This window comes from Saccharopolyspora sp. NPDC050642 (genome assembly GCF_040654735.1).
In the GTDB taxonomy this organism is placed as follows: domain Bacteria; phylum Actinomycetota; class Actinomycetes; order Mycobacteriales; family Pseudonocardiaceae; genus Saccharopolyspora; species Saccharopolyspora elongata.
Genome location: NZ_JBFAIN010000035.1, coordinates 77466 through 85084, shown reverse-complemented (window position 1 = coordinate 85084; position 7619 = coordinate 77466). Strand labels below are relative to the sequence as shown.

The following is a 7619-nucleotide window of genomic DNA, read 5'->3' as shown; positions in this document are numbered from 1 at the left end:
TTCGGGCGAGCCATCCCACGCTCCCAACGATCGAAACGTGATCAACTCCAGCCACCACCATGCCAGACAAAGATCATTATGCAAGAACCCCTAAGAAGGCGGCGCCGAATGACCTGCCGTTTCGCCAGGCTGCTCACCGCTCTCGCCGCCACCCGCGGTCCGATGACCCGGCTCGCGTACAACCTGGCCGCATGGGAGCCGGCCCCTCGGAAACTCCGAGATCGCGCCACACCTCCAATGGCAGGCTTTCTTTCGGGGCCAGGCCACATCGGCGAGTCGATGACCGGTGCGGCACGTGTGCGATGCCAGGCCGAGTACCGAAACGGCGTGCTGACCCTGCGCATCAACAGCCGAGTCACGCCGGTATCGAGCTGGCGTGCGTCGTCAGTGATCACGGACGTGAGGGTTTCGGTGTCCTCGGGGCGCCGGTCGGCGACCATCGCCGGGTAGTACTCGCGGCTGAGGGCGGCGAGCTCGGCTGCAAGCCCGGTCTGTGGTGGCGCGCCTGCCAGGCGGGCCTGGGCCTGCATCTGCTGGTTGGTCTGCTCGGCGGCGACGACTTGGTGGCGCCTGGGCAGTTCGGGTGGAACACGCCGGCTAACTGCGGCCCGGCGGAGGGGTCACCGATGTCGACCTTGATCAGGACGTCGGTAAGGTGGTGCGGTACCTGCACTGTGCCGATCGGTCCGACGTTCGGCCGCACCCCGCGGCCCTCGAACGGGCGGCACGGTACGCATTCCTGCGGCGTGTTGGAGACATACATACCAGTGCCTGTCCCTAGGCTGTGCAGCTTGCACAACTTAGGACATCATTACGAAACCTGCAGGTCAAGCACGTGGAGTCCGGGGCCGCGACCCCGACATCGCCGACGTGGCCCCCAGTTTTCACGACGGGCGCCCATCTCCCTACTTTCACGACGAGCGACCCATGGCCTAATTTAACTTTGGCCACCTACACGGCGTTCTACTGCGTGTTCTACGACCTGCCGCAGTGGCTGGAGGAAACCCGGGGGCTGGGCCCGGTCGGCGCCGGGCTGGTGGTGCTGCCGATCGCCGCCGTCGGCGCCGTGTCGACGCTGCTGGCGACCCGGCTGCAGCGCCGCCGAGGCCCGCGCACGGCCCTGATCGTCGGAACCGCGCGCTGTGCGTCGGCGGGCTGCTGCTGACCGTGCCGGACGCCGACTCGCCGATCCCGCTGCTGCTGGTGATCTCCGCGATGCTGGGGCTGCCCAACGGGTTCAACAACATGGGCAACCAGAGCGCGATGTACGCGGCCACCCCGGCGGAGCGGATGGGCGCGGCGTCCGGGCTCTACCGCACCTCGCAGTACGTCGGCGCGAATCTCGCCGCCGCGCTCCTGGCGCTGGTGCTCGGCGTGCACGCGGATGACGCCGGGCTGCACCGGATGGGCCTGGCGGTCGCGATCCTCGCGGGCTTCCTGCTCGTCGCCTCGCTGCTCGGGCTGCTCCGCCGCCGGCGCGCTTGAAAAGGACGGAGGCCCCGCACCCGGTGGGGTGCGGGGCCTCCGTGCAGCTCAGGGGCCGGCCCGGAATCCGGTACCGGCCGGATCACCCGAACTCAGACGATGCGAACGTCGCTGGCCTGCGGGCCCTTCGGGCCCTGGGTGACCTCGTAGGTGACCTTCTGGTCCTCGTCGAGGCTGCGGAAACCGCGCGCGTCGATCGCCGAGTAGTGGACGAAGACGTCCGCACCGCCGTCGTCAGGCGCGATGAAGCCGAAGCCCTTTTCCGAGTTGAACCACTTCACGGTTCCCTGTGCCATGTCTCTCTCCTTCTGGGAGCCGGTACTACTACAGGCGCTCACACTTCGTAACCGCCTGGGTCGCTGATCTCGAACGGCGACTTCTCCAGCTACAACCAGATAGCAGCACGCTCGCATCACTATCCTGCGAGTGTGCGCGAACACGACCCCAGAAAAATACGACCGCCGTAGACACTACACGGTCGGCGGGGTTCGTGTCGGGTTGGTTTTCCCGGGCGTGTCGCCGTCGCCCGCATGATCAGTTCGCGGGCCCCGACCAGAAGAGTCCGTCCAGGTCAGGAGCCTTCTCGATGGCGCCGTACTTGACCGCGTAGGTGGCGTACTCCGCGGCGCTGGCGCGGTCGAGCCCCTGCGGGTAGGTGGGCAGGTTCGCCGTCGAGACGATCTCCGGGTTGAACCTCAGGTTGGTCACCACGGCCTCGCGCGCCTTGTCGGGGTGCTCGGTGGCGAACCGGTTCGCCTCGTCCATGGCGTCCGAGAACGCCTGGACCACCTGCGGGTTCTGCTTCGCGAACGCGCCGCTGGTGAGGTAGTAGCCCAGCGTCGCCTCCGGGCGGGCCTCGACGAAGTTCGAGATCAGCGGGGTGAACCCGGCGGCGAGGGCGGCCTGCACGTTCGGCTCGACCTGCCAGATCGCGTCCACGTCGCCGCGCTTGAGCGCGTCGTTCATGTCCGAGAACGGCATCGGCGTGAACCGGATGCCGGAGACGTCCACGCCGCGCTTCTCCAGCGCCATCTTGATGCTCACCTCGCCGATGTTGTGCAGCGAGTTGACCGCGATGTTGGCGTGCGCCAGGTCGCCGACGGTGCGGATCGGGCCGTCCGGCTTGACCAGCACCTGGGAGACGTCCTTGGCCGGGTCCGCGCCGGAGCCGCAGCAGTTGTGCACCAGCTTGATGTCCAGCCCCTGCTCGGCGGCCTGGAAGTCGCTGATCACGTTGGCGTAGCCGATCTGGTTCTCCTGCTTCACCGTCGCCGGGATCAGCGCGGCCCCGCTGTCGGCGACGTGCACCGTCACGTCGAGCCCGTGCTTGGCGAAGATGCCTTCGCTGACGCCGAGGTACAGCGGCGCGGCGTCGATCGTCGGGATGATGCCGACCCGCAGCGCGGTGCGCCCGTCGGCGGTCTTGGTGAGCTCCGGCCCGCCGCAGGCGGCCAGCGCCGCCACCGCGAACAACGCGACCAGCGCCGCGAAGACCCTGGGGATTCCCCGCATTTTCTCCTCCAACCTAATGCGCGGACTGGGGCTCGGCGGTGTTGACCATTGCCCTGATCCGGCTGAACACGTGCGCCCGCAGGCGGGCGAATTCCGGCAGTTCCTTGGTGCCGATCTGGTCCCGCTGCGCGGGCAGGTCGATCGGCACGATCTCGTCGATCCGGCTGGGCGAGCGGCTAAGGATCGCCACCCGGTCGCTGAGGTAGACCGCCTCGTCCACGTCGTGGGTGACGAACACCAGCGCCAGGTCCGTCTCGTCGCGCACCCGCAGCAGGAGGTCTTCCAGGTCGGCGCGGGTCTGCGCGTCGACCGAGGCGAACGGCTCGTCCATGATCAGCACCTGCGGCCGGTACGCGATCGCGCGAGCGATCGCCACCCGCTGCTGCATGCCGCCGGAGAGCTGCCACGGGTACTTCGAGCCCGCCGCGGAAAGGCCTACCTGCGCGAGCGCGGTGTCGACGCGCTCGCGCCGCTCGGCAGCGGACAGCCCGAGGTTGCGCAGCGGCAGTTCGACGTTGCGCCGCACGGTGAACCACGCCATCAGCGAGCGGGCGTAGTCCTGGAACACCACCGCGAACTCCGGCGGCGGACCCACGACCTTCTTGCCGTTGAACCGCACGGTGCCCTCCGTGGGCTTGGCCAGCCCGGTGAGGCAGCGCAGCACGGTCGTCTTGCCCGCGCCGGACGGGCCGACGATGGTGAAGAACTCCCGCTCGCCGACCGTGAAGGTGACGTCGTCGACGACCCGCGCGGTTCCGGTGCGGGTGGGGAATTCCTTGGCGATGTTGGTTACTTCGAGCATGTCATCCTCACCGGTGTCCGAAGTGGAGCGCGTCTCATCGCGCCCGCTCCGCGCGTTTCTCCCAGGGCAGGAGCAGTTTCTCGGCCACGCCGAACAGCCAGGTCAGGGCGAAGCCGAGGACGCCGAGCAGCAGCACCCCGGACCACATGTCGGTGATGCGGAAGGTGTTCTGCGCGTCGACGATGACGAACCCGATGCCCTGGTGGCTGCCGACCATCTCGCTGGTGACCGTCAGGATCAGGCTCAGCGGGATGGCGACCCGGATGCCGCCGGCGATGCGCGGCGCGGCCGCGGGCAGCACGATGTTCAGCTGCCGGCGCACGCCGGTGATGCCGTAGACGCTGGCGGTGTCGCGCAGCGTCGGCTCCAGCGAACGCGTGCCGTCCAGCGCGTTGAGCAGGACCGGCCACACGCAGCCCAGCGCGATCAGGAACACCTTCATCTCGGTGCCCAGCCCGAACAGCATCATCGCGAACGGCAGCAGCGCGGTGGCCGGGATGGCGCGGACGAACTCGATGCTCGGCGACAGCGCCCGGTGCAGCAGCGGGACCTGGCCGAGCGCCACGCCGACCACGATGCCCACGACGACGCCGATGACCAGACCGGACAGCAGGTTGCCGATGCTGGAGGCGATGTCGGCGCGGCCCTCGGCGGACAGCCAGTGCTCCTGGGCGGTGTCCAGGATCCGGCTCAGCGGCGGGAAGTAGACGCTGGCGGAGTTCTCGGTGGCCAGCCACCAGATCGCCACGGTGGCGACGGCGCCGACCACGCCGAGCAGTGCGGACAGGACTCGTCGGTTCATCGCGGGCCCCGATTCGCCGCGTCCCAGTGCAGCACTCGCCGCTCCCCCGCGGACAGCGCGATGTTGATCAGCCAGCCGAGCAGGCCGGTGACGATGATGTACGCGTACATCAGGTCCGGCGAGCCGCCGGCGCGGTTGAGGCTGATCTGCGCGCCCAGGCCCGGCACGCCGATGATGATCTCGGCCGTGACGACCAGGATCAGCGAGGTCGCCGAGGCGACCCGGATGCCGGTCATCAGGTACGGCAGCGCCGAGGGCAGCGCCACCCAGCGCAGGGTCTGCGACCTGGTCAGCCCGTAGCAGCGGGCGGTTTCCGCGGTGACCTGGTCGACCGCTCCCGCGCCCGCCGTCGTGGCCACCAGCAGTTGCCAGAACGCCGCGAACGTGGCCAGGAACAGCTCGCTCTGCTTGCCGGTGCCCAGCGCGAGCACGACCAGCGGGATCAGCGCCACCGACGGGACCGGGCGGAGGAACTCCACGACCGGCCTGGTCAGGGCCCGCACCCACCACACCGTGCCCAGCAGCAGCCCGAGCGGGACCGCCAGGACGGTCGCCAGCACCAGCGCCACGAACCAGCCCTGCAGCGTCTGGCCGAGCTGGAGCCACAGCTGCGCCCCGGCCAGCTCCGGCAGCAGCGCCGCGACGATCTGGCTGACCGGCGGGAAGTAGTCCGCCGGGAGCACGCCGGTGCGGGTGAGGACCTCCTCCAGCGCCAGCAGGACCACGACGGTGCCCGCCGCCAGCTGCCAGCCCGGCCGGGTGGGCCGGGCGGTGTGCACGGCCGTCATGACGAGCTCCCGCGCTGTTCCGCGGAATGCAGGCTGCGGGCGAACTCGGCCACCCGGATCTGCCGCACCCTGGTGAGGTGGTCGGCCATGATCTCGCGGGCCCGGGCCGGGTCGCGGTCGCGCAGCGCGGCCACCAGCTCGTGGTGCTGCTGCTGGCCCTTGGAGATCTCCGCCAGGTCCTGGACCTTCATCAGCGGGTTGTAGATCTTCTGCACGTCCATCAGCTGGTTGATCATCCGGATCAGCGTCCGGTTGCGGCTGCCGGCGCGCAGCGCCTCGTGCCAGCGCACGTTCGCGGCGAGGATCGCCTCGCCGGTGGCGGCCTGCGTCGCGGCGTCGCCGGTGTCGATCGCGGTCCGCAGCGCCGCGATGAGCTCGTCGAGCTGCTCGGTGAGCTGTTCGAGGTGGGCGAGCCGGAAGTCGTCGCAGTCGGTGGCGGCCTTCTCCACGGCGGCGCACTCCAGCAGGATGCGCACGTCGAAGACCTCGATGATCTCCTCCGGGCTCAGCTCGTCCACGACGTAGCCGCGCTTCTGCTTGGTGATCAGGCCTTCCTGGGCCAGTCGCGCCAGCGCCTCCCGGACCGGCGTGCGGGACACGCCGAAGCGGGCCGCCAGCGCGGTTTCCAGCAGCACGGTGCCCGGCTTGAGCTGCTGCTCCAGGATCAGCCTGCGGAGGTTCGCGTACTGCTCGGCGGCCGCGTCGGCGGTGCTCACGTCGCCGCACCCCCGAGCAGTTCCGCCGCGCGGCGCGCGAGCACGTTGCGGTCGATCTTGTTGGTCGACGACAGCGGCAGCTCGTCGACGATCCAGACCTGGCGCGGGTGCGCGTACGGTTCGGCGTTGTCCAGCACGTGCTTCCGCAGCTCGTCGGGGCCGGCCTGGGTGGACGGGCGGAGGCTGACGAACGCGACCGGCTTGTGGCCCTTGATCTCGTCGGGCACCCCGATCACCGCGGCCTGGCGGACGGCCGGGTGCGATTCGAGGATCTCCTCCACCGCCGCCGGGTAGACGTTCTCGCCGCCGCTGGTGAACATGTCGTCCTCGCGGCCGGTGAAGAAGTAGAACCCGTTCTCGTCTACGCGGAAGACGTCCTTGGTGTGGTAGAAGCCATCCGCGGTCACCGGGCTGGGCAGGTCGGGCCGCCGGTGGTAGCCAGTCATCAGCGCCGGGCAGCGGATCTCCAGCACGCCCTCGCCGGCGGCGGTCGCGCCGGCGGGATCCACCAGCCGCAGCTCGACGTTGGGGTCGGGCACGCCGACCGAGCCGTCGGGAGTGGGAAGGCCACCCGGGTGATCGGTGAACGCCACCGGCCCGGATTCCGTCGTCCCGTAGCCGAAGTGCAGGTCGGCGCGCGGGAACAGGGCGCGGACATCGTGGAACAGCGCCTGCGATGCGGGCGCTGAGCCCATGAACACGTCGATGACGCTGCTGGTGTCCACGGTGGTCACGAGGTCGTCCTCGCGGAGCAGCAGCGCGAACATCGGCGGAACGCCGGTCACCCGGGTCATCCGGTGCTCCCCCACCGCCTGGAGGAACTGCCGCGCGGAGAACTTGGGCAGCAGCACCACGGTCGCGCCGACGCCGAACGCCTGCTGGCAGTTGGCCAGGGCGTTCATGTGGTAAAGCGGCGCAGCGACCAGGTAGCGGGCGTCGGCGGGGCCGGGCGTGCTCGCCCGCAGGCCCAGCACCCACAGGTGGCTGCGCTGGGACAGCACAACGCCCTTCGGGCGGCCCGTGGAACCCGAGGTGTAGAGGATCATCGCCGGATCTTCGGGATCGGGCACGACCGAGGCGAACTTCCCGTCGCTGCGGGGCGTCCGCTCGATCAGACCGTCGAGCTCCCACACCCGGACGCCGCTGCCCGCGACGAGCTCGTCGCCGCGCGCATCAGCGAAAACCGCCTTGGCACCGGCGTTCTCCAGCACGTACGCGACGCCGTCGCTGGGCAGCTTGTAGCTGACCGGCACCGGCACGAACCCGGCGCGCTGCAAGGCGTAGAACGCCACCAGCCACTCCGGGGTGTTCTCGCCGATGATGCCCACCGCATCGCCGCGGCTCAGGCCCTGACCCGAGGTCCAGGCGGCGACCGCGTCGACGGCCGCGTCGAACTCGCGGTAGGTCAGCCGGCGGGCGCCGGATCCGGTCACGGCGATGATGGCCGGCGCGTCCGGTCGGTCCGCGGTGACGACGTCGCCCTGGTTGCGGTAGTCGAAGTTGCTCATGCTCTT

The 7619-nt window shown here is 69.9% G+C and carries 9 protein-coding genes; 2 read left to right on the top strand and 7 right to left on the bottom strand.

The annotated features are described in order from the left end of the window. The first annotated feature begins 943 nt into the window (after positions 1-943). Positions 944-1165 (top strand): hypothetical protein, encoded by a 222-nt coding sequence (locus AB0H93_RS35295; RefSeq protein ID WP_358579074.1) that lies wholly within the window; start codon positions 944-946, stop codon positions 1163-1165. Between the two features lie 2 nt (positions 1166-1167). Further along, positions 1168-1485, top strand: coding sequence for a hypothetical protein (locus AB0H93_RS35290; RefSeq protein WP_358579072.1), 318 nt, complete (start codon positions 1168-1170; stop codon positions 1483-1485). A gap of 92 nt (positions 1486-1577) precedes the next feature. Here AB0H93_RS35290 and AB0H93_RS35285 read toward each other — a convergent pair whose 3' ends face one another. The 7 genes from AB0H93_RS35285 to AB0H93_RS35255 all read right to left on the bottom strand — a co-directional run bounded on the left by AB0H93_RS35285 (position 1578) and on the right by AB0H93_RS35255 (position 7613). Then, positions 1578-1781, bottom strand: coding sequence for a cold-shock protein (locus AB0H93_RS35285; RefSeq protein WP_010692713.1), 204 nt, complete (start codon positions 1779-1781; stop codon positions 1578-1580). A gap of 238 nt (positions 1782-2019) precedes the next feature. Then, positions 2020-2997 carry an ABC transporter substrate-binding protein gene (locus AB0H93_RS35280; RefSeq protein WP_358579070.1) on the bottom strand — a complete coding sequence of 326 codons (978 nt, stop codon included), beginning with the start codon at positions 2995-2997 and terminating at the stop codon, positions 2020-2022. 13 nt (positions 2998-3010) lie between these two features. Continuing rightward, positions 3011-3799: an ABC transporter ATP-binding protein gene (locus AB0H93_RS35275; protein ID WP_358579067.1), complete on the bottom strand. Its 789-nt coding sequence runs from the start codon at positions 3797-3799 to the stop codon at positions 3011-3013. A gap of 34 nt (positions 3800-3833) precedes the next feature. Beyond that, positions 3834-4601, bottom strand: a complete 768-nt coding sequence (locus tag AB0H93_RS35270; RefSeq protein WP_358579065.1) for an ABC transporter permease — start codon at positions 4599-4601, stop codon at positions 3834-3836. Then, a complete protein-coding gene (locus tag AB0H93_RS35265) occupies positions 4598-5389 on the bottom strand; it encodes an ABC transporter permease (protein WP_358579063.1) in 792 nt (263 codons plus the stop codon). Before AB0H93_RS35265 ends, AB0H93_RS35270 begins: the two co-directional genes overlap by 4 nt. Then, a complete protein-coding gene (locus tag AB0H93_RS35260; protein WP_358579061.1) occupies positions 5386-6105 on the bottom strand; it encodes a GntR family transcriptional regulator in 720 nt (239 codons plus the stop codon). The genes AB0H93_RS35265 and AB0H93_RS35260 overlap by 4 nt, the downstream gene beginning before the upstream one ends. Further along, positions 6102-7613, bottom strand: a complete 1512-nt coding sequence (locus AB0H93_RS35255; RefSeq protein ID WP_358579059.1) for a class I adenylate-forming enzyme family protein — start codon at positions 7611-7613, stop codon at positions 6102-6104. Before AB0H93_RS35255 ends, AB0H93_RS35260 begins: the two co-directional genes overlap by 4 nt. Positions 7614-7619: the final 6 nt, after the last annotated feature.

Excerpts from the sequence above, each read along its gene's own strand:
- AB0H93_RS35285 (WP_010692713.1), bottom strand. The coding sequence starts at position 1,781 with ATGGCACAGGGAACCGTGAAGTGGTTCAACTCGGAAAAGGGCTTCGGC.
- AB0H93_RS35280 (WP_358579070.1), bottom strand. The coding sequence starts at position 2,997 with ATGCGGGGAATCCCCAGGGTCTTCGCGGCGCTGGTCGCGTTGTTCGCG.
- AB0H93_RS35275 (WP_358579067.1), bottom strand. The coding sequence starts at position 3,799 with ATGCTCGAAGTAACCAACATCGCCAAGGAATTCCCCACCCGCACCGGA.
- AB0H93_RS35270 (WP_358579065.1), bottom strand. The coding sequence starts at position 4,601 with ATGAACCGACGAGTCCTGTCCGCACTGCTCGGCGTGGTCGGCGCCGTC.
- AB0H93_RS35265 (WP_358579063.1), bottom strand. The coding sequence starts at position 5,389 with ATGACGGCCGTGCACACCGCCCGGCCCACCCGGCCGGGCTGGCAGCTG.
- AB0H93_RS35255 (WP_358579059.1), bottom strand. The coding sequence starts at position 7,613 with ATGAGCAACTTCGACTACCGCAACCAGGGCGACGTCGTCACCGCGGAC.